The sequence below is a fragment of the Hyphomicrobium sp. genome (genome assembly GCF_041674905.1).
GTDB lineage: Bacteria > Pseudomonadota > Alphaproteobacteria > Rhizobiales > Hyphomicrobiaceae > Hyphomicrobium_B.
The window spans coordinates 1-20,641 of the sequence record NZ_JBAYUV010000034.1 but is presented as its reverse complement, the minus strand read 5'-3'; the positions used below and the strand labels follow the sequence as shown (position 1 = coordinate 20,641).

Below are 20,641 nucleotides of genomic sequence, written 5' to 3'. Positions count from 1 at the left end.
TGTGTTTTGTTAAAATTTGTATGTTCCTTGCAAAACTCCGTTAATTACTTTTGGAGTTGATAATGATGGGCTTCCAATAAGTTCCATTTCTATTTCAAAGCCAATTGGCTCTTTTGTTGTGTTTTCGGAACATAAGCCTTCTATAATTTCCTTTTGAACATCTTTTGTTGTTATGCTCCCACTTCTATTGTTGTATATGTATAGCGTGTGCGAGATTACTCTTTCTAAATCCTTGTCAGTCCATTTTTTATCCGAATTTTTAACGGTTATTTCCGAACATATTCTCGCAATTTCAGGATTTTCTTTTCTTCCTCCTGTCTTGATAAAAATCTGTTTGAGCATTTCTTGTTCCATATTTCCGCACACAGGGATTGGTGGTAGTTTGAGAATTATGTTTAAAAAAGCGGGTGTCAATTTGAATAAAGAATATTTTTGTTGTTCCAATTTTTCTATTGGAAGATGGGCAATTACTTTAAAATTTTTCCCTTTTTCAATACTATGTGGAGGAAAATTAGCGTTAGAATAAAACTCAAGGGGTGCTTTGCGAGGATATTGGTTGTAAAAAACTCCGTTGCACCAATCATTGTAATAAATATTTTCGGTTTCTATTTCAGAATCCAAATCTATTAAAAAATAGTAAGATTCCGTATTTATAAGTCTTGTATTCATTATTTTGCTTTTTTGAATTCATGAGCAATTACTGTAGTCCTTTTAACTTCAATTAATTTTCCTTTTTTCAACTCTCTTTCCAATGAAGGCGGTGCAAAATCTTCGGGTTTGGTTACATACTTTTTCTTTGCAATGTAAGCTTCTTCAATAGTAGTCCATCCATCATATTCCCCCTCTTTTTTTCCCCAATACTTGCCTTTATATTCTACCACTAATCCTTTTTCAATTATCCTTTTCATAATCATGATTTTTTGTTTATCACAATAAATACTGTTGCGATATTTGTTCCGCTTTCTTTGAATTTTCCTGAAGGTATTTCCTGAAAGTCATATTCAACTTTTTTCAACCAATCTCTAAAAGCAGTTTCCTTTTTATTGGTTGAGGTTTGCCAATGTTTTGAAGCTACAGAAACTAATCTTCCACCGACTTTCAGTAGGTCGTACATTTTCATTATATGGTCAATATCTTGGTTGGCTGCAAAAGGAGGATTCGCAATTATCACATCGTATTTTTTCTTATTGTCAGCAGTCAGGAAATCTTCCCCGATGAGGTTTACCTCCGATATTTTTTTTAGGAAAGTCTGATTCACGGGCATTAATTCGTAAGCGTCCACTTTTAATTTTGGAAAAACTCGAAGGATGGCTTTTACAATTGCTCCTTGACCTGCGCTTGGTTCGAGTATTTCGTGAAAAGGTTCTATTTGAGCTTCAAAAACCAAATCGTCAGCAAGTTCGTCAGGAGTACCAAAAAATTGATATTCTTTTTTTAGGTTTCTTTTCTCTCCGTTAGCAATTTGACTAAGGAGTTCGGTTGGGTCTTCGTTGAATACGAATCCAAATACTTTTTCACCTTTCCATTTACCGCCAATCAATTCGAGTGATTTAGCAACGTCTTGGTAGAGTTTTCTTTCAAGTTAAACATTTGGCAGTTTTACCACGTTTCCTTCGATTGTGCAATTTTGTAGCACTTGTTCTTTTGTTGTCATGGTTTTAATTTTCGTTACTGGTGAATTTAATATTATTTTCTTCCAATAGTTTAGAAAAATCTTGTAGCGCATCTTCTCCTCCTGTTGCTGTAATTGATGATGAGGTAGATTCTAACAATATCCACTTTTTTGTTTTGTCAACAAGATTTGCAAATAGCATATAATCTCCGTATAATCTCCAATTTTCAATAACGATTTTTTTCATAGATTTTTGATGTTTTTTTTGGTTTAAAACCTGAGATTGTCAATAGTTTTTTTAATTTGCTCGTTTAATTTTTCAAACTGCTCCGTTATTTGACTGATTTCGCTGCTATTAAATTTGTTTTCGTCTACCACAACCAAAGTCATTTTTTGTAAAGCAAAATCCGTCACTTTCTTACGGGCTTCTTCTCTTGTTTTTGCCTTTATTTTTGTTCTGAATGGCTGAGTGAAATGTGTTTTATTTCCGTTTACCATTTTTTTATACCAAATAAAAGAAAATTCAATTTCATCATCTATCTCAGATTCTCTCATGAATTTGTTTTTAAATATTTTGAATGGATTAAACATATTGTTAATTTTTAAATTGTTAATTTTCTTCTTCATCATTATCATTGAAACGAGCTAAACCTCCTGATTTTTCCACTTCTTCAAAAACGGTTTGATAATCAGGATTCCCTTCTTCGTACATACAAAGCAATATCCATATATTTGACCTAAGTTCATCAATATCTTTTTGCAAATCTTCTTTTGAAATCAGAACGTCTCCTTCCCAATGTTTCATTTTTCCGTTAGGTTGTTCATGACTTGCATATTCTTTTTCGGGCAAAATGCCTTCATTAAGAGTGTTTATCACTTTGTCTAATGCGTATGCGGTTTGTTTTCTGAAATTATTGAAATCTATTTTCATTTTTTTTGGGATTAATTATTTTGTGTTTTAACAGGGATGATAGCTTCAATATCGTATCGGAATTCGGTCTCGGTAAATTCAAATCCTTTTTCACTCTCCCACCAATGCGATTTTTTAAATGGATAAATAGTCAGGTGGTGTTTTTCAATCCATTGATTAATTCCGTATACTTCTTCAAATACAGAAAGCAAAACGGATTTACCTATTTTTGTTACGTCTCTGCGTGTGACATTTCCTGTTAAAAGTTCCGATGGATGTTCCATAGGAGGACTGCATTTTGAGTGCGTCATATATCTGTCAGACAATTCTTTGATTGCTTCCTCCTCAGTTGCGCATTCTCCGTTAACGGATAACTTCCAACTTTGTAACATATACTTTTTCATGGGTTGTGATTCGTGTGTTAAACAAATAATATACGCAAACGTAATTAATGTTTTATAAAATACAAAATGTTTTGTGAATTATTTTTAAGAAAAGTTGTAAGTAATTAAAAATAAAGCAAATAGTTTTTTTTAGTCTTTAGCAATAAAACCCCACTTAATTAAAAGTTTTACGATTTTGATTTGGTTATAAACAGGAGTTCCTGTGTTTGTCATCGGTTTCTTTCCATCAATTATAAAATCCATAGAAATGTTAAAACTCCTGTCTATTCCGATATAACATGACATTTTTTTAGGAGCTAATATTTTAGTTTCAAAATTATACCATAACATATAGTCGTAGCTGTTGTTAATCCAAAATTTTGCCTTGTATTTTACTGCTTTTTCGTTGTAATTAAAACAGAGAGCTGCAATTTTAGCGGAAGGAATAAATTTTTCTCCTTCAAATTCGATTTCTTTGATTAAGTCATCAAACGGTCTTAGTGGACTTTCAGATTCTTTGTTCATGATTGTAAGGTTTTTTCTTTTTTCCAAAAATCAACCATTCCTTGCATATCTTTAAGGATGTGTTTTTCGGTCTCTTCTACATACGCTTTTGCTTTGTCTTTTAATTTCAGACATTTTTTGCAAGAAACAGAATCCCAATGATTATCGGTTAGTGTGTTTTCGGAAGATTTTGTTCTGCAAAATGGATGTGCTTCTTCTTCGGAATCTGCGTAAGGTTCGTAGTGCGTTACCATATTTAGTTCACATTATATGTTTTTAAAGTGCTTCCAAGTGTTTTGTTTTCCGTTTGTATAATTAACTCTTGCTACTTTAATTATTTCAATTAGCTTTCTCAAGCATGATAATTCTGCTTCTTCGTAGGTGCTGAATCGCTCAATAGATTCTACGTCAAAATCAATAACCCAAACAAATTTTTCGTTGTAAATCGTGTCTGCTTTTACGAAAGAATTAAGATTATATGTTTCTCTAAACCATCTAAATGCCTGTTGGTAAAGAGGAGCTGAACAAAACCAATCTTGTTTCTCAAATCTTTTTTTAATCACGTTGTGATTACACCATAATTTTTCAGAATCGTAATTTTGTCTAAATCTTGGTTTGTCTCCATCAATCAGGATTTCATGTACACCTAAACACAGCATATCAAATCCGATTTCTCTCAATGCGAAAGATTCTCGTGATTCGCAAAAATTTTCGTCTTGTTGTTGTTTCATGATTATTTTTTTAAATTATCAAACCATCTTAAAAATGCCACCGAGTTATTGTCTTTATTAAAATGTAACAATTTCCCTATTTTAACCAAAGCTGCGTTAATTCCTGTTAGGGTTTCATCGTCATTGTCTCTCCCCATGTGCCAACGCTCCATGAGATTTTCAATTTCTTTAAGGGCTTCTTCGCCTTTGCTTTGTTCTTCTGAATTTTCTGTAACTACTTTTTTATCCCAATCTTCGGGGATTAAATTTAAAAATCTTCGTAGTCCTTTCCCATCGTAATCATCTTTAATTTCTTCGGTGAAATCTTTTTTAAATTCATCAACGGTGTCCCATGTGTGAACACCCGAAAAGTTTCTGAACATATCTGTAGTTGTATCGAAGAAAGCGAACTCATTTCCCCCTTCGAGGATTTGGTCTGACAAATTAATGAATCGTATCATGTTTTTAGTTTTTAATTATTTTAATAACAAAACCAACAAAGTTATAAGTGCTAACACTATAATTACAGCTATTATTGGAGCTGCCTTTTCAACATCTTCGTCAGTTCCGTAGAATTTAAATATCATAAAGTTCTTAAATCGTTCTTCGTTTTTATCATCTTCTGAATTTCTCATTTGTTACCGTGTTTTAACTTTTTATTTCTATGACTTTATTATCGACTAATTTAACTTTTTCCCATCTGACTTTATTTCCTAATCCCGACTTTCCAACCTTTTTGCCCGACTCTTTCATGGCTGCAACCATATAAGGTTCTTTTAACCGTTGTTTAAGCCTGATTTTTGTTTGAGCAGAAACTTTTTCTTTGGGTCTACCTTTACTACCTTTTTTAAATCTGTTTTTAGCCCCTTTTTCTTCAAGATTCTGCGTAACACATAAGTCGTAATTCTCTAAGGTTTTTACCCTTGTTTTGTCGGAACTTTCCTTACTGCAAATACCTTTTCTTAGGTCGAAGCCGTACTCTTTTTTGTATTCCTTTTCACTGTACCCGTGTTTCTGTCTAACATGAGATAAAACTCTTTTAAAATATTGATTACAAATCTCGCATTTTGGGAGACCGTCTTCGCTGTATTCTATCCTTCCGTATGACATAAATTATTTTATTAAAGACTGATTTAATAGTTTCGTTAAACTGCCGTCAACATCTAATATTCCACCCCACCATCCCATACTGAACCAACTATTATTTGTTTTGGTTCTTACAAAAATTATTTCTTCTTTTTTACTTTCTGTTATTTTTAATGTGCCTTTTACAAAAAAATCAGTTTCTTTTGCATATAACCAACCACATTCTTCAACCTCTTCTATCCATAAGTTGAGGGTTTCAAAATCAATTTTATCAAAAGGAATTATTTCGGTGATTAGAACAGGAATTTTTCTGCTTTCGTTGATTTTGCCATCATCGAAGTAATTGTAAGTTTTACCAATTTCTATTTCCATTTTCGTTACAGTTTAAGGATAGTACTTTTGTTAAAAATTTTGGGTTAATCACTACATTTTAAGTAATTCTCGGTCTTTCGTAGTCGCATGAAAAAACAGTTCACTCAATTGTGAATGAGTTAAACATCTCAAGCTAACTCCGTATTTACCAATATATCCGTTCATGTTTTTATCCTTCCAATCAAGTAGGTAATATTTAATTCTACTTGGTAATTGGTCTAAGGCTGTTTTCTCTTCCATGACTTTTAGATTTATGTGTTAAACAATTAATTCTACACAAACGTATAATAATAAAATAACACTACCAAATAAATCTTGATGTTTTTTTCAAATAAATAGTTAAATAACTAAATATGAGAACTAAATATTTCCAAATAAATCAACCTTCGTATTCAGAAATACCCATTTCTTTCAAAAAATTAGAAGCGAATTCACTCGCTTTTTTTCTCGAATGTTCGTATGCGGTTTTGTTTGTATGAGCTACATCTCGAATGTCCGATAATAACATTCCGACTAACTCAGTCGTTTCTTTCAGGTTTTCAAATCTATCAGTGTCTACATGACTTTCTCCAACAGGATTTATATTTCCTAAGATTTTTTTAATAAAAATGTAATTTGTCATTTATTTTGAGTGTTTTTTTGTTAATGATTCCAAGTGTTCCTGTCTGTCTTTCCAAAACAATTCATACAATTCATCAATTGTCTTTCCGTTTTCATTTATTAATTTTGTGAAATGGTAATCCGAACCATGAAGGAGGACGGTATTTTTTGAAGCATCTACATAAGCACGTTTTTTCAACTCTTTTGAATATACTGCTGTCCAAGCATTATCTTCCATCCATGTAGCAAATTCAATTGCTACTGTTTTTGCTGTTTCTATATGCGTGTCTTCCATTTTATCTAACATGGGATTTCTCTTGCTGATTAATTGAGATTAAAGTTTTTTTAATAACTTTCATTGAATCGTTAATGGATTTTAAGCTATAAGCCAATATAAAAGCAAAGTCAACAGGAGCGTCTTTTTGTATAAGGAAAGTATCAATTTCTTTCCTAAGAAATTCAAGTTCTTTTTCTACTTTTTTTGTGGTTGGTTTTTTCATGTTTTTTTTGGTTAAGTACAGTAAAATATTATTTTTGTAGGCTCTCCTACCAATTCGTATTGTTCGATTTCGGGCATTTCCCAAAAAGTCACTCCTTTTTCTTCAAACCATTGTTCGATTATAGCGTCAACAAACTCAAAAGTATTCGTGTCAACGTACCATCTGCTTCCGTCATTTACTTTAGGAAATAGATTTTGTATTTCCTCGTTGCTTATTTCGTATTTAGTTAACTTTTGAAGCTCTTCGTTTTCCATTTTGTATTGTTTTTACGAATCCCACCCTTTAGAGTAAAATCCTAAACTGATAAACTCGGTAATATTTAGACCTGTGAACTTCCAATCGTCTCTAATTTTTTGTTCAATCTTAATAGGAAATCCTTTATCGTCTAAAAAATCAATGTTATTGATTTCGTTATTATTAATTTCTCTTAGTCTGTTTTTAATTTGCATTATTTCCGATATGCTAATTTGAAATCTACCACTAACATTTTGCGTGTCAGTTTTTTGCAACTGCTTAGTTCGGTTTTTTACTTTAGGAATGTGTAGTTTTTTAAGATTGCACATTAACTCGTTGGTAAGTGTATAAATACCCATTGCCTTATTTTCTGTCATTTCACTTCCAATCGAAAGTTCTACAATGGTTTCAATCTCTTTTAATTTTTCAATCAATTTTTTCATAATTTTGTATTTAATTTACCCTATTTTTCTTAATGAACTCCCAAAACCATTCAGAAAGCATAGATAGGTATATTTTATGTTCTGCGAATCCGTACAGTCCACAACTAAAAAAGTCATGAACTTCTATCACGAAAGTTATTCCATTATTTACCCCAATGTCTAAAGTATAAGCAATCGGTGGATTTTTGAAAGCCGAAATCATTTTTAAAATTGTGTTTTTGTCAGGAAACAAACAGAAATCTCCTGAATAATTTTGTAGTCCGACTAACTCTCCTTTGAACACAAAGCATCGCCATTCACTTGCAATTTCAATTACATCGGAAATTTGGTAGTTACCGACAGGTGCGATATTCTGAAGTCCATTTGAAGTTGGTATATTGTGAATTCCTGTGATAGATTTTATTTTATCATTAGATTTGATGAATTTTTCTACACCAATATGTTTCTCTGTTCCATTCATGATTTTTCTATTTGCAAAATCAAATAAACTTTCAGGCACATTAATTGGCTTAACAGCTATGTTGTGGTAGAGTTTTAGAAATTCAGAAACAAATTCAACAGAACCTACAGGAATATGTTTCTTCCAAGTGTCTTTATAATAAACTTCATCAGTCAGGGTAAATTTAAAGTCTTTAGACCTCGTATACCAATTCATGAACGCTATGCTTTCGAGCAAGACAAATGAAAAGTCGTGTTTTATCTTTTTATTTATTGTTTGGATTAAGAATCTCATAATTATTTTATTGTTTTAATAAAGTTTGATGCTTTTTCTATTTTAGCAATGGTTTTGTGAGTTTCGATACTTGCGTGAGCATGACCTTCCCCGTGATGACTTACACAAGTGTCACACTCTATAATTATCCACTTTCCGAGATTAATATTAATGTTTTCCTTAACAAATTTTTCAAGTTCGTTAATTCTGTCTTTATGAATAGCGAATTCGCAAGTAACGAAGCCTTCTTTTTCGTCAAACTCTTTGCTCATTTCGATTACCATTGTTTTTGTTTTCTCTTTCATCTCGTTATTTATTTTCGTTTTGATTTAAAAATTTAGTGTTAGTAATTCTATTGTGACGCTAAGATAAAGTCGAGTCATTAGAACCGATTAAATTAGCGAAATACCATTTATGAATAATGAGAAATATTATTAATCCTATTATATGGCTTCCAAGTATATATGTCCATTTATACCAATTATCATCCATTAAAATTCCAAAGAAAGGTACACTGTAAGCAAAAACGGCTGCCAACAATGTATAAAGTAAATTTGCCTTCTTTTTCATAGTCATTATTAAGTTCATATTGTTAGTTTTAGATGAAATTTAGGATTAAACCGAGATAATTAACATTAAATTTTTCAAACATTTTATGTATATCTGAGAAGCTACAGAACGAAGCTAAATCACTCAATCCAAAATCTGCATATTGTTTATTATCTTTATTATATGTGCCAAGACATTTCGGGTAATTATTTTGATTATAATATTCTACATAAATTAAATCGCTTTTGTCACTTGTATTAGTGCTTGATTTTCCATGAGAAATCCTTATTGGTCTATTTTTAAAATCTTTCATCTGTTTTTAGTCTATGATGCGGATTCTTTATACATCAATTTCATTTCGTCATCTGTCAATGGTTTTTCTCTCTGCACTATTATTTTTGTATCCCACAAAAGTCCTTTTTTTATTTCTATTCGGAAATTTCGGAAAAACGCTTTTTCTTTTTCTTGCTCTTCCTTCTTTTGAGCATCAGTTTTCATTAAAAGAATGTAAACCCATAACCCTGATAATGGAAAGAATAATAGATGTTGCCACCATTTCAATTTTTTAAAATGTTCAATAGCCATAATGTCGTCAATTTTTACTAAATTGTTTAAGTAGTTCAATTTTGTTGTACAAAATGTTCACTTTCTTTGGTTGCGACACGCAACGCACTAATGACTCGGAAATCGTGATTTCATCGCCAGTTGCACTTAGTTCAAGTCGTGCAATATTCAAGCTACCATTACAATCCGCGTTGATTTTTATTCCATTTTTTGTCACAAATAAACCTCGTTTTTTTCTTCTTCCAACGTAGTTTTTGTGTTTTTTAACGGCTTCAAAATCAAGCGCAGAACACTTGCTTGAATATGCTTCTTGCGTGCAAATCGTTTGTATTCCATCCATTTGTGCTTTGTATTTTATTTTTTCTATCAAAGTGTCGTGTGGTATGCTACAAAACGTATTATTATTTTTTACTCCTATTTTTATTTCCTGTTTCCAATTTTTATTATTACCAATGATTATTTTTGTAATTCCTTGTTCCATAGCGTTATTCACAATAAATCGACTCGCTTTGTGCATGTAATCATCTACTTTTCTATTGCGTTTTTCAGTGATTATTCGCACCTTTCTTGACGAACCTTTTTGTATCCTATTTCCAGTTTTTGAAAGGATATGTTTACCCAAAAGTGGCAATAATCCTTTCACTTTTCCCCTCGTTTTATTAAATCCTTGATTCATTGATTTCAAGGGTTTTCCATCAATAAGAAACGCACTATTTTCAGTCGTACACGCAGCTAAATTATTCACTCCCAAATCAACGCCCATCCATTTTCCGTTATATTTATGAATTTCAATGTCTTTTGAGTTATAAACGACTTCAACAATGCAATGATTTAATTTTGGAATAATCCTAACTTGCTGCAAGTTATATTGTTTAGTTTTAATGTTGGGTAAATCTGTTTTTTTAGGAAACGAAATAAAACCATTTTTAACGCTAACTTGTTGATTTGTAAAGATGCAAATCGAAGTTTCTTTTTTATAATTTGGCAATTTTGGTCTACCTAAAAATTTATTCGGGTTTTTCTCAAATTCTTTTCGTGATTTTTGCCAACTTTTAATGTTTTTAAACATTAATTTTATGACTTGTTGGCTTGTTTGAGCAGGTAAAGAAATATAGTTTTCTTCTTGATATTCAGCGAATAAACCAGTCAATTCGTATTCATTAAAATACTCAATATTTTTAAAAACAGATTGTCGATAATAATACAAAGATTGATTGTATAGATTCTTTGCTTTTACACAAATATCCATAAACTTTTCATCTTTAACTATGTGTCGCTCAACTAATTGCATTATTCTGTTATCAAATCTTTTATTGTTTTTTTCTTTCTCGAACTATATAATTTCATTGAATAAGAGTGAAGCAAACTTACAATTTCTTCAAATATTTCTTGACTGTCTAATTTTACACTACCAACTTCACTAATCACCTCAATTTCACAACCAAACTTCTCAAATAAATGTTTAAAAAGTCCAAATCCAACCCGACTAAGTCTATCTTTGTAAGTTATTACAATTTTTTCAACTTTATTTTCGAGTATAAAATCTAACAATTTAAACAAATCTGTTCGCTTTTCAAACGAAATTCCACTTGCAATATCTTTATAAATTCCATCAATTTTTATCCCTTTTGAGAAACAATATTGCTTAAGAAGTTCAACTTGGTTGTTCAAATCATCCTTTTGTTTTTGTGTAGAAACTCGCGCATAAATATACGTTTTTCTGACACCTCCATTTATCAAAGAATACACGCTCTCTCTGTCGTAAACATATCTTCCTGTAGGAGTTAATTCGGTTTTTATCAATCCTTTTTTTACGTAATTAGTCAGAGTTCCTCTACTAATTCTTAATGTTGATGTAACCTCTTTAGATGTCATTTTTTACAAATTATACACCAAAAATAAACTAATTATACGAATTATGCAAATTTAGTTACAATAATATTTATTTTTTATTTTATTTTTAAAATGTTTTAATTAAGCACACTTTAGTTTATTTAAGAGTTAGCGGTAATGCTGCCAAACACTCCAAGAAGCATACACGCCACCAAATGAAAATGGCATTATTAAAATGGTTCTAATAAAGAACTTTTCGCAACCAAATAACCAAGCGAGTATAACGCCAATCGTTAATACTGCCATCCATACCAAAGAAATAAGCATTACCGCTAAAAAGTGATTAGCGTTATTGCCGTTTTCATGTTTTGTTGAATTTTTGTTTTCTAATTTCATTTTGTTTTTAATTTGTAAAAGGGTTATACATCCAAATGAATTCTTGTAATTCTCCATCCTCGTACATATCTGTTAGAGTGTCCGTATGGAATCCCCATTTTTTAGTATCAAAATTATAAAATCCAATATTCAAAAGCGCGTCATGATATGTAACAACATCAACACTGAAATTTTCTTCGTTCCCGCTTAAGTCAGTTGCTCGTTTTGGATATTCGGTGTTTTTATAAGTTTTCATAGGGTTCGATTTTTGAATTTATGTTCTGTTAATTTTATCGGAATCTGTATAGCTCCGTTTCTGCAATGTTCACAACCGCCTTCTAATATTTCTTTTGGTGCAAATTTATCCGCTAATTCTTTAGTAGGATATAAATCTTCCGCCATAAACATTAATATTTTTCCATAAGGTAGTTGATTTAAGGTAGGAAACTTATCTTTCCATTCAGGAGGTTTAAAAAATGATACTCTACTGTCAATTGTAAAATCCAAATCGCGAATCATAAATTGATTTGTATCAGTTCTTTCAATCACCCATAATGAACCTCCATTTTCCATAATACCTTCAACCATTATTCTCCATTCGTTATCGAACGGTTGTATTTCTTTTTCTTGCATAATTTAGTCTTTTTTAGTTGACTCGGTTAATTTCAATAATGTAAAATACTTTCCTAATAAATCGTTGTATTTAGATTGCAAGTCACTTACTCTTTTTTGGAGTACAGAATTTCGATTTTTAAGTTCGGTCAATTGCTTGTCTTTTTTAAGAACGATTCTGTCCTCTTTATTGACAGATTTAGTTAGTTTATGATTCTCTTCTTTTAGCTCGAATATTTGTGATTCTAAAGAATTAACTTTCAATAAATTATTGTCAATCTTACTCGTTAGATGCCAATTGCCACAATGAGGACAAAAATAGGCATGGTCAGGTGTTTTTTCTCTTCGTGGCTTCTTGTTTTTGATTCTTTCAATATCAAGCATTGCAAACTTTTCGGAAGAATATTTAACCTTTGTACACTCCATAGTTATGCGGTTTTTTCAATATATTCTGTAATGTACTTATCTCCTTTATGTTGTCTGCCACGAAAAACAAAAACAAAATCTTTATTGTCGAAACCTACTATATTCTGATATAACGACCTTTTACATACCGTGTTAGGATATATTTTTTTGAAATGCTTCTTTAATTTTCTCGGCAACCTGAAAGATTTCCATTGCGGAATACAGGATAGATATTTATGTTTTTTGCAAGTGTGCATAAACGCATAGGGACTTAAAGAAAGCTTTTCTTCGCTATTCAATACTTTGCCACAATGAGAGCAAATTCTCTCTGTGCCTTCGGGCTGTGGAAACCGAAACATATTTTTCTTGGCTATCATTCTTCTTCTTACAATGTTAGAATAATTTTTGCTCCGATTGCTTCAGCTATTGCCTCCACAGTTTTGAAAGACGGATTGACAACACCTCTTTCAATCAACGAAATCCTATCCCGATTAATTCCTGTTTGTTTCGATAAGTCTTTGATTGAAATTTTACGCATCTTGCGTATTTCTTTTAATTTAGTTAAATCCATTTGCGTTGTTTAAGTGTGCGAATATAATAATTTATATCGGATAAACAAAGTATTTATTAAGATTTGTTTTGTTTTTTCTGCAAGGTTTCAAAATAGAATACAATCGGCTTTATTGTTTCAGTTATTAACCCGTATTTCTTTGCAAATTTATCTTAAAAGCATCAGAAAACCCCTATCCCTTTAGGGTCGGGGATGAATGATGCGAAATAATTATCATCCTTGTTCTTCGATATATTTTTGGATAGTTTTCGTACTTGCATCGCCTGTTGAACAAACGAAATATCCTTCTGACCAAAGTATATTTTTTTTCCAAAAATGTTTTTTCAGAAACTCCTTATGTTTTTTGTAAATTCTAAACATACTAATTTGTTTGATTTGGTGAGCGATTTCAAGTGCAGAAACCTTTGGTTCTACATCAACTAAAATATGTAAATGGTCAATATCGCTTTGTAAAGCGTCAACTAAATATCCTTTTTCATTACATATTTCGTAAATAATTTGAATTAAATCGTCATTAAGTTCTCCTTTTAAAAGTTTTTTCCTGTATTTAATTGCGAGTACGAAATGTAACTTAATCAAGTATTTAGAGTGACTGTTAGAATGACATTTTGCTTCTTTCATAGCACAAAGTTAGAAATATTATTTAGACAAACATAATTTTTACTATAAATACTGTATCTTTGTAAAATGTTAAAAGCATATAAATACCGAATATATCCTACAAAATCACAAAGTGAGCTGATAAACAAGCATATTGGCAGTTGTAGATTCGTATATAATCTTGCTTTGGAAGCAAAACAAATGGCGTATGCGGGTTCAAAAACAAATTTAACTTGTTTTGATTTAGTTAAGCAACTACCTGATTTAAAGAAAGAATGTGAATGGTTGAAGAAAATAAATAGCCAATCTCTGCAACAGGCAATTGTAAATTTAGATACTGCTTTTACCAAGTTTTTCAAAGGACAAGCCGACTTTCCTAATTTCAGGAAGAAACATAAAAATCGTTCTTTCAATGTTCCGCAAAGCGTTGAAATTGATGTAGAAAACAGTAAATTGCACATTCCAAAATTCAAGAAAGGAATTGACATTGTTTTGCATCGAAAATTCAAAGGAGAAATCCGACAAGCAACTTTGAGTCGGTCAGCAACGGGTAGATATTTTGCTTCGATTTTGGTTGACACTAACGACAAAATACCTGTCAAAAAACCTATAAGTGAGAGCAGTACAGTAGGAATTGATTTAGGAGTAAAGTCTTTTTTAGTATCTTCTGATGGCGTAGAATTTGAGAATCCGAAATTTTTACGAAAATCATTAAAAAGATTAAGTTTTACACAACGTAAATATTCTAAAAATAAAGGAAAACGAACAAAACGTAGGTTGTCTATTTTACATGAAAAAGTAGCGAACCAACGCAAAGATTTTTTACATAAAATTTCAACGCAACTAATCAATAACCACGATAGTATAGCGATTGAAAATCTGAATATAAAAGGAATGTCAGCGACTTGTAAGCCGAAACAGGATGAAAATGGAAAATACCTACCAAATGGACAAGCAGCTAAATCAGGCTTAAATAAGTCTATTTTGGATTGTGGATGGGGTAATTTCGTTGAAATGTTGGAGTATAAAGCAGAATGGTACGGAAAAAGCATCTTGCGAATTGGTCGTTTTGAGCCGAGTAGTAAGACTTGTTCTGACTGCGGATACATCAATAAAGAGTTGACACTCAAAGACCGAGAGTGGACTTGCAAATGTGGTTCTGTTTTGAATCGTGATGTGAATGCTGCCATAAATATTAAAAATTTTGCTCTTAGAAATCATTTGTCTGCGGAATACAGACTTAAAAATCGCAACGAACTGCCGACATTAGTCGGAGTACTGACTTGCGAAGCACCTACCCTTTAGGGTCGGTGTAGTTCACATTGTGTGCTGTATTGGTTTAATGAATTAACAAATTGTTTTATGTTCTCCCGAAATTGTTCAACGGTAAAAGAGTTTTTTTGAATGTTACACTTTGCACAAGCGGGATATAAGTTGTCAAAATCTTCATTTTCGGGTTTTCTGTAAGTTCCAACAGATTTAAATCTACCTTTCTCTCTATTCCATTCGCTATTTCTAACAATAGGATTCATGTGGTCTTTATGCCATCCTTTAGTAAGTTCGTCACCGCAATAAGCACATCTGCCATTGCATTTTTCATATATCTTCTGTCGTTCTGCTTTTTTAGATGCCATAACCTACTATTAATGTTTCGATGGTTTCCATTCCTTCCTCTTTTTAATTTCTGTCGCATCGTTATTCAGTAGATATTCAATGGTGTCAAGCACTTTCATATCTTCTTTACTCATTAAGCCGCAATAGTCCCATTTATCAGGATTACTTATGTATTCCATCCATTTCTGAGACTCTTCGGGTTTATCCTTACAATATTCAGCCTTTCGTTCGGCTTCAAGTGTAATCCTGTCCAATAACTTTCCTTGCAAATCAGCAAGTAATTTGTATGCTTTTAGTTCCATTTTTTCGTTTGCCATAACTAAAATAGTTCGTTTTTGTGTATTAATTTGTGACTGATTCCAACCAATTCCCGACTACTTATTATTTTCGCTCCGTTTTGTATCGCTTTTTCTATTATATATTTATTAGTCAAGTCGTAATGAGGATGCCCTTTTCTCACTCCTTCGTAATAGTGTCGTTTCAAACATATTAAAGTAGCGAATTTGTGTAATTCTTCTACACTATCGGCAACCAAATGTATTTTGTCCGTGTACACCATTCGCAAAATGTGTTATTTTAATCCTTTTTGCAATGTTTCTATTACATGGTCTATAGCTAAATTATAACCATAAACAGCAGAAATACTATCATGCTCTGTATCGCCATAAGTACACCCTTCTCTTCCTGAATCATCTTTCATTGAAGAGAGGCGTTTTATGAAAGATTCCAATTTGTCAGAACCCGTTCCCGAAGAAAGAAATTTGGTTAATAATTCCTCTGCCATTTGCTTTCTACCCTGATAAAAATCTTTTGCATTAGACTGATACATATCGGGATATATTTCGATATTTTTAAGCGTATTTTCGGTAAGGTTTATTTCGTGTTGAATTATGTCTTTCATAGTTTAAATTTTGTGCGAATGGATTAACGATTCAATGATTTCTTTAGCGAGTCTTCCTTTTTTAAATCCAAGTTTCGTATGTTCGTAATTTCTTTCAGAATCATACTCTTTAAAATCTACAATATTGTTGCTTAAATTAATTTTTAATGCCCTTCCATTAAGCCAATCATAATGCAAATTGTTGTTTATTAATCTTTTTGCATGGTCTAATTTCATTCCATTTGGCGTTATTTCAAAACCCGTAGTTGTATGAGCGTTGTTGTATAATTCCATTAAAACTTTTTCTTTGGGTAATCCTGTAATATCTATTTTCATTTTTAATTAATATTTATTTTCTAATACTTTTTCTTTCATCATGAGAACGCCTGTTTTTCTTGCTTCAAGTTTTTTTATGCCAATTAAAAACGGAGTTATTCCGTCAAGGTTTTTAAATTTACTTTCATTTTGCAGATAATCCCAATTTTTATCTAAATCGCTTTCTATTCGCTTTAATTCTTCATCTAAGAAGTTTGTTGTTTGTTGTTTGTGCCATAACATTATGTCTTCAGCAACTTTATAGAAGTTTTTTACACTAATCATCCCTCCTTGCGAACTTCCGAAGTCTGTTTTATTACTCAGTATCATTACGAGTTTTTCAATCTCGTTTTCTGCTTCCATTTTAAGTAATCTTTCTATTTTCATTTTGTAATAATTATGAATTTGTACGTTTTAAAAATTTCCTCGAATAAGTTCCTTACGAACTTCATCTTCTCTTCCTTGTTCAACCACTTCAAATTCAAGTGCTATGAAATTTTTACTAAGCCAATTTCGTCTACTTAACACAAATACAATACGTTCACTTAAAAGATAAATGAATTCCTTGCCAATATCTGTTTTTGAAGAAAGGCATTTAGGAGTCACTACGTCATATAATTTAAGTTCCTTTGCATATTTAAAAGAAAAAGTTATATTTTCATAGAAAGTCAGCTCTATAAGATTTTCCAATTGGTCTTTTTCTTGTTCTTCAATCTCCTTAATTAGTAATTGAAAACCTCTAAAAACAGGGTGTAATTTTCCAAGACGTTCAGTTTCTTCTTTAAGCTCTTCCAACAATTTTAAAATATAATCGAAAAAACACTCTTCAGAAGGAAGGTATTTTCCTTGTTCCCGAAAACTATATTGGATATACCACCCTTCTTCATTATCTTCTTCATCAGAATCCGATTTTACAACATTAGGAGTAGAAAATAATTTTGTTATACTCTGTGCTATTTCGGTCATGTTATTTTTCCCAATCACAAATCTGCCTTTTTCAATTTCAGCACTGTTCTCTTCTAATATTTTAACTATCTGTTGTTCCATGATTATAAATTATTGCTTTTTTTTATTTGAATCCACAAAGGATGCTAATGCTATGAGACCTAAAACAATTAAAAGTGGCTCTACCAATAATCCTAAAACAAATCCTAAATATGTAGGATTATATTCAAAAAAATCAATTTTCCAATTGTTTATTTCTCTTTTCATAATTTTTCTACCTGTTTATTATTTCCTCTTGTGTCATGTTTTCCGTGCAATTATTCATTTTCAATATGGTTATGTTCAACTTTACATACTAAAACATTTGGAAACTCATAGATTCCGCAAACTGAATAGGCTTCTTCCTGTGTATTATACAATGATATTTTCCCGTTTTCATCTTTCATAAAATCCCTAAATTTGAGGTCTTTTATAATAAAATATTTCCCGACCGCTTTTTTGTTTTGAAGTATGACATTTGCCATATCGCTATATTGCTCTTCAAAAACCTTTTTAGCTGAATCACAAAAAGGTTCTAAATCAATAGTAAAAATACTATGATTATTAAATATTGATTTTATTTTGTATTTGTAATTTTGTTGAAAAGGTGAAACAACATCACCAACAACATCTTCTTCATACTCTTTAAAATAGTTGAGTCCTTTTTGTTGAAATCCGTTTATGCAATAAATAACAGTCGCATCAAGTGATATGTTTTTCATACTTATATGTATTTACAATTTAAAATTTCTCAATCCAATAGCCATTCAATTTACAGCCAATGTTTTGTAAAAGATAGTGACCCATGCCTAACCAATCTTCAATAGGTCTGTTTTCGTCTGCCATTAAGCATATTTGTTCAGGAGAAGGCTTACACTTAAAAAGTCCTTTAAATTCCCTTGTGTAGCTCACATTGTTGTCGGTTAATAAAACGTATACTTCCATTCTCTACTTATTTTTTTTTAAGTCAATAGCTTTTTTAACCTCTTGAAGTGCCATCTTGAATCCTGATGCAAATGCGGTCTTCACTCCTATTTCAGTTGTTAATTTATTTTCCCATTTTTCTGCCAATAATCTTAAATCATGGTCAGTTACTTCAAGTTTATTATTAAATTGTATCATTTCTTTATTCTATATGAAGTCTTGCTTTATTGCTTTCTAAAATTTCACGACCAATTTTCCGAGCTTCTTCAACAAATTTCCCACTTACTTGCCTTCGGGAAATAGGAGTGTCAAAAACACCCATTAGATTTTGTATGCACTCAAGTAATTCTTCTTTGTATTGAGGGATAAGAAGAGAAGTACTTTTGTTAGAATTATTATTTTCATCTCTCACAAAATCGTAATTCTCAAAGAAAGATAATTCTTGTACTCCGCTAACGGTAAACCCTATTGCTGCATAATAATCTAACAAATCCATTAACGTAATAGATTTTAAATGAACTAATTTCATGAGTTCACTAACTTTAATGTCAAAGTTGATTTTCATATTCAATATCAAGTTGTTTGGTTTGAATCGTTCAATTCCTTCTTCGTCTTTGAAAGTTTCAAAAACCTTTCCGTTTATTTTTATGCTTCCCATGTCGTTTTATTTTTTTATAACGATTGTGTTTTAAAGTCTTCAATAGCATTTATCTTCAAATCAAAGTATTCGTTTCTTTCGTCTTGTGTTAAATGCTCCGTCATTGCTTTTATTTCCGTGAGCAACGATTTTGTAAAAGTTTTTTTTGCTTCGTTTACTGCCATCTCACAGGCAGTTAAGCAATGTTCATATCTAACAAATGAACCGAATTTAAACGGTTGAGGAAATATTTCTACTCTTTTCTCAATGTAGTCTTTGTAGTCTGATTGTGATTTCATGTTTCGGTTTTTTTTAAAATTGCTAACGCTCCTTTACGGATAATAAGGGCGGGGTGATTCATAAATAGTTTCGTGATGAAAAAATAAGAAAAACCCCACCCGTAATTAATGATTTAATGATTATTTTTTATCATCTTCTTTTTTGGTCAAACGGTCAAGTAAAGCCAAAAGTCCTGCACCTTCGGTAGTTTGTTTCAAACTTTCAAAAAGTCCATTAGTAGCTGCACCACCTTTCGAGCTAAGAATATCCGAAAACTTACCAAGCCCCGAATGAACGTCACCACTATTTACAAGTAGTTTAAGGTCAGCACCATTTAAAGCGGTTGCCAATGATTGATATTGCACTTTATTTACTTCTCCCGTAATTTCAACTTCACGGATTTTAACCAAGTAGTTTTGGTAGCTCTCGTTTTCGCCAATCTCTTTTGCAAGTGTTGTTTGCGCACTTACATTTGCAAGTTCCATCTGTTTTTTAGCTTCTGCTTCCGATAAACCTTTTGCTTTGATAACATCTGCTTGTGCCTCACCAACACTTTTTATAGCTTCAGCTTCTTTCTTTTTTGCTTCAAGTTGTGCTTTAGCATCTGTTTCAACTTTAAATTTTTCAGCTTCCGCCACAAGTTCAACTTGGCGTTTCTCCTGCTCTGTATTGATAATCGCTTTTTCTTTATCAATTTCAGCTTGCTTAATTTGAGTTACTTTAATAACCTCCATTTTCTGTTCTGCCGTTAATCTTTCTGCTTTAGCAATTTCGGAAAAAGAAGTCTGCTCTGCTATACCCCTGTTTTTTATGCTTTCTGCTTGTGCTATTCCGATAGCTTGAAGAGATTTTGCTTGTGCCTCACCTGAAAGTCTTTCTGTTTCTGCTGCTGTTAATGCAACTTCTTTTCTTGCCTCAAGTTCTGCCTGTTCTGCACTTTTTGTGTTTTTAGCAACCTCTGTTCTACTTTCCATATCAATAGCTGAAATTCGTTTTGCCATTATTTGATGAATTACATTTGAGCCTTGCGCATCTCTCACGTCCATCAATTCAATGCTTTTTATAGGTTCAACACCCCAACTTTTTAAATCGTCTTTCACCGCATCAGTAAAAAGCTGCCCAAACATTGAACGCTCCTCCATTATTTGCTCTAATTTAGATTTTGCCAAAATGGAACGAACAGCACCCTGTACAACATTATTAAGTTGAAGTAATAAATCTTGATATGAAGCAACTTTCTCAGCAGCTTTATTTGTATCAGCGATATGAAAAAATGCCTTTACATCTACCTCAAACGGCACTCTGTCTTTATCATAAGCAGAATATTTTGGCAAATCAACACCAAAATTAGATACTGGCAACTCTCTTACTTCTACACCGTATTTCGGTAGCCATTTAGGAAATTCGTAGTAAACATTTGAGCCTTTCCCAAC

The 20,641-nt window shown here is 31.7% G+C and carries 41 protein-coding genes; 1 reads left to right on the top strand and 40 read right to left on the bottom strand.

The window, feature by feature from the left end; translation table 11 throughout:
- Positions 1-9 precede the first annotated feature (9 nt).
- The 29 genes from WC026_RS13215 to tnpA form a co-directional block, all read right to left on the bottom strand.
- Positions 10-669: a hypothetical protein gene (locus WC026_RS13215; protein WP_372711479.1), complete on the bottom strand. Its 660-nt coding sequence runs from the start codon at positions 667-669 to the stop codon at positions 10-12.
- Positions 669-914 (bottom strand): hypothetical protein, encoded by a 246-nt coding sequence (locus WC026_RS13210; protein WP_372711478.1) that lies wholly within the window; start codon positions 912-914, stop codon positions 669-671. The genes WC026_RS13215 and WC026_RS13210 overlap by 1 nt, the downstream gene beginning before the upstream one ends.
- Positions 911-1,540, bottom strand: a complete 630-nt coding sequence (locus WC026_RS13205; RefSeq protein ID WP_372711477.1) for a methyltransferase — start codon at positions 1,538-1,540, stop codon at positions 911-913. The genes WC026_RS13210 and WC026_RS13205 overlap by 4 nt, the downstream gene beginning before the upstream one ends.
- A gap of 118 nt (positions 1,541-1,658) precedes the next feature.
- On the bottom strand, positions 1,659-1,859 hold the full coding sequence (locus WC026_RS13200) for a hypothetical protein (protein WP_372711476.1): 201 nt from the start codon (positions 1,857-1,859) through the stop codon (positions 1,659-1,661).
- Between the two features lie 23 nt (positions 1,860-1,882).
- Positions 1,883-2,248 carry a hypothetical protein gene (locus tag WC026_RS13195; protein WP_372711475.1) on the bottom strand — a complete coding sequence of 122 codons (366 nt, stop codon included), beginning with the start codon at positions 2,246-2,248 and terminating at the stop codon, positions 1,883-1,885.
- A complete protein-coding gene (locus WC026_RS13190) occupies positions 2,223-2,543 on the bottom strand; it encodes a hypothetical protein (protein ID WP_372711474.1) in 321 nt (106 codons plus the stop codon). Before WC026_RS13190 ends, WC026_RS13195 begins: the two co-directional genes overlap by 26 nt.
- Before the next feature lie 11 nt (positions 2,544-2,554).
- Complete coding sequence (locus WC026_RS13185) at positions 2,555-2,926, bottom strand: hypothetical protein (protein WP_372711473.1); 372 nt, start codon at positions 2,924-2,926, stop codon at positions 2,555-2,557.
- A gap of 129 nt (positions 2,927-3,055) precedes the next feature.
- Positions 3,056-3,430 (bottom strand): hypothetical protein, encoded by a 375-nt coding sequence (locus WC026_RS13180; protein WP_372711472.1) that lies wholly within the window; start codon positions 3,428-3,430, stop codon positions 3,056-3,058.
- Positions 3,427-3,663 carry a hypothetical protein gene (locus WC026_RS13175; protein WP_372711471.1) on the bottom strand — a complete coding sequence of 79 codons (237 nt, stop codon included), beginning with the start codon at positions 3,661-3,663 and terminating at the stop codon, positions 3,427-3,429. Before WC026_RS13175 ends, WC026_RS13180 begins: the two co-directional genes overlap by 4 nt.
- Before the next feature lie 12 nt (positions 3,664-3,675).
- A complete protein-coding gene (locus WC026_RS13170; protein WP_372711470.1) occupies positions 3,676-4,140 on the bottom strand; it encodes a hypothetical protein in 465 nt (154 codons plus the stop codon).
- A 2-nt stretch (positions 4,141-4,142) separates the two neighbouring features.
- Positions 4,143-4,580: a hypothetical protein gene (locus WC026_RS13165; protein WP_372711469.1), complete on the bottom strand. Its 438-nt coding sequence runs from the start codon at positions 4,578-4,580 to the stop codon at positions 4,143-4,145.
- 187 nt (positions 4,581-4,767) lie between these two features.
- Complete coding sequence (locus tag WC026_RS13160; protein ID WP_372711468.1) at positions 4,768-5,229, bottom strand: hypothetical protein; 462 nt, start codon at positions 5,227-5,229, stop codon at positions 4,768-4,770.
- A gap of 3 nt (positions 5,230-5,232) precedes the next feature.
- On the bottom strand, positions 5,233-5,577 hold the full coding sequence (locus tag WC026_RS13155) for a hypothetical protein (protein ID WP_372711467.1): 345 nt from the start codon (positions 5,575-5,577) through the stop codon (positions 5,233-5,235).
- 379 nt (positions 5,578-5,956) lie between these two features.
- Complete coding sequence (locus tag WC026_RS13150; protein WP_372711466.1) at positions 5,957-6,199, bottom strand: hypothetical protein; 243 nt, start codon at positions 6,197-6,199, stop codon at positions 5,957-5,959.
- Positions 6,200-6,484, bottom strand: a complete 285-nt coding sequence (locus WC026_RS13145) for a hypothetical protein (protein WP_372711465.1) — start codon at positions 6,482-6,484, stop codon at positions 6,200-6,202.
- Positions 6,474-6,677: a hypothetical protein gene (locus tag WC026_RS13140; protein WP_372711464.1), complete on the bottom strand. Its 204-nt coding sequence runs from the start codon at positions 6,675-6,677 to the stop codon at positions 6,474-6,476. Before WC026_RS13140 ends, WC026_RS13145 begins: the two co-directional genes overlap by 11 nt.
- A gap of 11 nt (positions 6,678-6,688) precedes the next feature.
- A complete protein-coding gene (locus WC026_RS13135; RefSeq protein ID WP_372711463.1) occupies positions 6,689-6,931 on the bottom strand; it encodes a hypothetical protein in 243 nt (80 codons plus the stop codon).
- A gap of 12 nt (positions 6,932-6,943) precedes the next feature.
- Positions 6,944-7,354 carry a hypothetical protein gene (locus WC026_RS13130; RefSeq protein WP_372711462.1) on the bottom strand — a complete coding sequence of 137 codons (411 nt, stop codon included), beginning with the start codon at positions 7,352-7,354 and terminating at the stop codon, positions 6,944-6,946.
- Positions 7,355-7,364: 10 nt separating this feature from the next.
- Entirely contained in the window at positions 7,365-8,009 is a 645-nt protein-coding gene (locus tag WC026_RS13125) for an ATP-grasp domain-containing protein (protein ID WP_372711461.1), read from the bottom strand.
- A gap of 80 nt (positions 8,010-8,089) precedes the next feature.
- Positions 8,090-8,371: a hypothetical protein gene (locus tag WC026_RS13120; protein WP_372711460.1), complete on the bottom strand. Its 282-nt coding sequence runs from the start codon at positions 8,369-8,371 to the stop codon at positions 8,090-8,092.
- Between the two features lie 568 nt (positions 8,372-8,939).
- Positions 8,940-9,200: a hypothetical protein gene (locus WC026_RS13115; RefSeq protein WP_372711459.1), complete on the bottom strand. Its 261-nt coding sequence runs from the start codon at positions 9,198-9,200 to the stop codon at positions 8,940-8,942.
- 7 nt (positions 9,201-9,207) lie between these two features.
- On the bottom strand, positions 9,208-10,470 hold the full coding sequence (locus WC026_RS13110) for an RNA-guided endonuclease InsQ/TnpB family protein (RefSeq protein WP_372711458.1): 1,263 nt from the start codon (positions 10,468-10,470) through the stop codon (positions 9,208-9,210).
- Positions 10,470-11,054 carry an IS607 family transposase gene (locus WC026_RS13105; RefSeq protein ID WP_372711457.1) on the bottom strand — a complete coding sequence of 195 codons (585 nt, stop codon included), beginning with the start codon at positions 11,052-11,054 and terminating at the stop codon, positions 10,470-10,472. The genes WC026_RS13110 and WC026_RS13105 overlap by 1 nt, the downstream gene beginning before the upstream one ends.
- Before the next feature lie 126 nt (positions 11,055-11,180).
- The gene (locus WC026_RS13100; protein ID WP_372711456.1) at positions 11,181-11,408 is read right to left on the bottom strand and encodes a hypothetical protein; all 228 of its coding nucleotides are present in this window, start codon (positions 11,406-11,408) and stop codon (positions 11,181-11,183) included.
- A gap of 7 nt (positions 11,409-11,415) precedes the next feature.
- Positions 11,416-11,643 carry a hypothetical protein gene (locus WC026_RS13095; protein WP_372711455.1) on the bottom strand — a complete coding sequence of 76 codons (228 nt, stop codon included), beginning with the start codon at positions 11,641-11,643 and terminating at the stop codon, positions 11,416-11,418.
- A complete protein-coding gene (locus WC026_RS13090) occupies positions 11,640-12,020 on the bottom strand; it encodes a hypothetical protein (protein WP_372711454.1) in 381 nt (126 codons plus the stop codon). The genes WC026_RS13095 and WC026_RS13090 overlap by 4 nt, the downstream gene beginning before the upstream one ends.
- Positions 12,021-12,023: 3 nt before the next feature.
- Positions 12,024-12,383, bottom strand: a complete 360-nt coding sequence (locus WC026_RS13085) for a hypothetical protein (protein ID WP_372711453.1) — start codon at positions 12,381-12,383, stop codon at positions 12,024-12,026.
- A gap of 406 nt (positions 12,384-12,789) precedes the next feature.
- Positions 12,790-12,975, bottom strand: a complete 186-nt coding sequence (locus WC026_RS13080) for a helix-turn-helix domain-containing protein (RefSeq protein WP_372711452.1) — start codon at positions 12,973-12,975, stop codon at positions 12,790-12,792.
- 213 nt (positions 12,976-13,188) lie between these two features.
- Positions 13,189-13,596 (bottom strand): IS200/IS605 family transposase, encoded by a 408-nt coding sequence (gene tnpA / locus WC026_RS13075; RefSeq protein ID WP_372711451.1) that lies wholly within the window; start codon positions 13,594-13,596, stop codon positions 13,189-13,191.
- A gap of 66 nt (positions 13,597-13,662) precedes the next feature.
- Here tnpA and WC026_RS13070 point away from each other — a divergent pair, with 66 nt between their 5' ends.
- On the top strand, positions 13,663-14,880 hold the full coding sequence (locus WC026_RS13070; protein WP_372711450.1) for an RNA-guided endonuclease TnpB family protein: 1,218 nt from the start codon (positions 13,663-13,665) through the stop codon (positions 14,878-14,880).
- A 338-nt stretch (positions 14,881-15,218) separates the two neighbouring features.
- On the opposite strand, the gene WC026_RS13065 is transcribed toward WC026_RS13070, so the two are convergent.
- The 11 genes from WC026_RS13065 to WC026_RS13015 form a co-directional block, all read right to left on the bottom strand.
- Positions 15,219-15,506 carry a hypothetical protein gene (locus tag WC026_RS13065; protein WP_372711449.1) on the bottom strand — a complete coding sequence of 96 codons (288 nt, stop codon included), beginning with the start codon at positions 15,504-15,506 and terminating at the stop codon, positions 15,219-15,221.
- Positions 15,507-15,508: 2 nt separating this feature from the next.
- Positions 15,509-15,748, bottom strand: coding sequence for a DUF4031 domain-containing protein (locus tag WC026_RS13060; RefSeq protein WP_372711448.1), 240 nt, complete (start codon positions 15,746-15,748; stop codon positions 15,509-15,511).
- A gap of 12 nt (positions 15,749-15,760) precedes the next feature.
- Positions 15,761-16,090: a hypothetical protein gene (locus WC026_RS13055; RefSeq protein WP_372711447.1), complete on the bottom strand. Its 330-nt coding sequence runs from the start codon at positions 16,088-16,090 to the stop codon at positions 15,761-15,763.
- A gap of 3 nt (positions 16,091-16,093) precedes the next feature.
- Positions 16,094-16,405, bottom strand: coding sequence for a hypothetical protein (locus tag WC026_RS13050; protein ID WP_372711446.1), 312 nt, complete (start codon positions 16,403-16,405; stop codon positions 16,094-16,096).
- A gap of 6 nt (positions 16,406-16,411) precedes the next feature.
- Positions 16,412-16,747, bottom strand: coding sequence for a hypothetical protein (locus WC026_RS13045; protein WP_372711445.1), 336 nt, complete (start codon positions 16,745-16,747; stop codon positions 16,412-16,414).
- Positions 16,748-16,798: 51 nt separating this feature from the next.
- Positions 16,799-17,431, bottom strand: a complete 633-nt coding sequence (locus WC026_RS13040) for a hypothetical protein (protein WP_372711444.1) — start codon at positions 17,429-17,431, stop codon at positions 16,799-16,801.
- Positions 17,432-17,646: 215 nt separating this feature from the next.
- Complete coding sequence (locus WC026_RS13035; RefSeq protein ID WP_372711443.1) at positions 17,647-18,090, bottom strand: hypothetical protein; 444 nt, start codon at positions 18,088-18,090, stop codon at positions 17,647-17,649.
- A gap of 226 nt (positions 18,091-18,316) precedes the next feature.
- A complete protein-coding gene (locus tag WC026_RS13030) occupies positions 18,317-18,490 on the bottom strand; it encodes a hypothetical protein (protein ID WP_372711442.1) in 174 nt (57 codons plus the stop codon).
- A gap of 4 nt (positions 18,491-18,494) precedes the next feature.
- Positions 18,495-18,950: a hypothetical protein gene (locus WC026_RS13025; protein ID WP_372711441.1), complete on the bottom strand. Its 456-nt coding sequence runs from the start codon at positions 18,948-18,950 to the stop codon at positions 18,495-18,497.
- A gap of 14 nt (positions 18,951-18,964) precedes the next feature.
- Positions 18,965-19,228, bottom strand: coding sequence for a hypothetical protein (locus WC026_RS13020; RefSeq protein WP_372711440.1), 264 nt, complete (start codon positions 19,226-19,228; stop codon positions 18,965-18,967).
- A gap of 120 nt (positions 19,229-19,348) precedes the next feature.
- Positions 19,349-20,641 (bottom strand): SPFH domain-containing protein (locus WC026_RS13015; protein ID WP_372711439.1); only part of this gene is annotated, 1,293 nt, incomplete at its 5' end.